Consider the following 1,042-nt stretch of genomic DNA (forward strand, 5'->3'; position numbering starts at 1 on the left):
GGTCGCTGCCCCGATTTGTACCGGCCCGACACAGCCGAGTCGAGAGACGTAGACTCGCACCGTGTCATTTGTCGATGAAGTGGTCAATCGCCTGCCCGCGCCGCTGCGGGACCTCGCGGACCGCCATTACGAACTACTGAAGTTCGCGATTGTCGGTGCGACCACGTTCGTCATCGACCTCGGAATCTTCTACGTCCTGAAATGGACGATCATGGACACCAAGCCCACGGTGGCCCGCATCATGTCGGGCATCGTCGCGGTCATCGTGTCCTACATCCTCAACCGGGAATGGACGTTCGACAAGCGCGGTGGTCGCGAGAAGCACCACGAAGCGCTGTTGTTCTTCCTGGTCAGCGGTATCGGCGTCGGCCTGGCCGCGCTACCGCTGTGGGTGTCGAGCTACGTGTTCGACCTCCGCCAGCCCAATGTGAGTTTCACCGTCGAGAACATCGCGGACTTCTTCAGCGCCTTCATCGTCGGCAACCTGCTGCAAATGGCATTCCGATTCTGGTCCATGAAGAAGTGGGTCTTCCCGGACGAAATGCAGGAACTCCAGGACGAATTCGAGGACCTGGTCAACGAAGAGCAGCTGGGTCACAGCTGAGCGTGACGGTCAGGCGGACGCCGCCTGCCGGACTTTCCCCGATTGTCGCGGTTCCACCGTGTAAGCGGGCCTGCTGAAGGACCAGCGCGAGACCCAGTCCACTGCCCGGGGTCACACTCGCCCGATAGAAGCGTTCGAAAACACGCTCGCGATCCGCGACGGGGATGCCGCCGCCATTGTCGTCGATGGTGAGGATCGCGACATCGCCCTCGGAGCGCGCCGCGATCTCGACGCGATCGGCCGCGCCGTGCCGGACCGCATTGGTGACGGCATTGTCGACGACCGAGCGCAGGCCCGCGGCCAGGCCGCGCAGGCGGATCGGCTCGACCGCGTCGGCCACGATGGTCACCCCGGGATACTGCCGCCGGGCGTCGTCCACCACCTGGTCGACCACCTCCCCCAGATCGAGATCCGCCCAATCGGATTCGGTGGTGAGAT

At 63.7% G+C, this 1,042-nt stretch carries 2 protein-coding genes; one reads left to right on the plus strand and one right to left on the minus strand.

The genetic code is table 11. The annotated features are described in order from the left end of the window. Positions 1-61: 61 nt before the first annotated feature. The gene (locus ACIRS4_RS39100; protein WP_404205175.1) at positions 62-604 is read left to right on the plus strand and encodes a GtrA family protein; all 543 of its coding nucleotides are present in this window, start codon (positions 62-64) and stop codon (positions 602-604) included. Here the strand turns inward: ACIRS4_RS39100 and ACIRS4_RS39105 are convergent. After that, positions 576-1,042, minus strand: a 467-nt coding sequence (locus ACIRS4_RS39105; RefSeq protein WP_404205177.1) for a sensor histidine kinase, incomplete at its 5' end; no start/stop codon positions are given. The genes ACIRS4_RS39100 and ACIRS4_RS39105 overlap by 29 nt on opposite strands.

It is taken from the genome of Streptomyces sp. NPDC101166 (assembly GCF_044768125.1).
Lineage (GTDB): Bacteria > Actinomycetota > Actinomycetes > Streptomycetales > Streptomycetaceae > Streptomyces.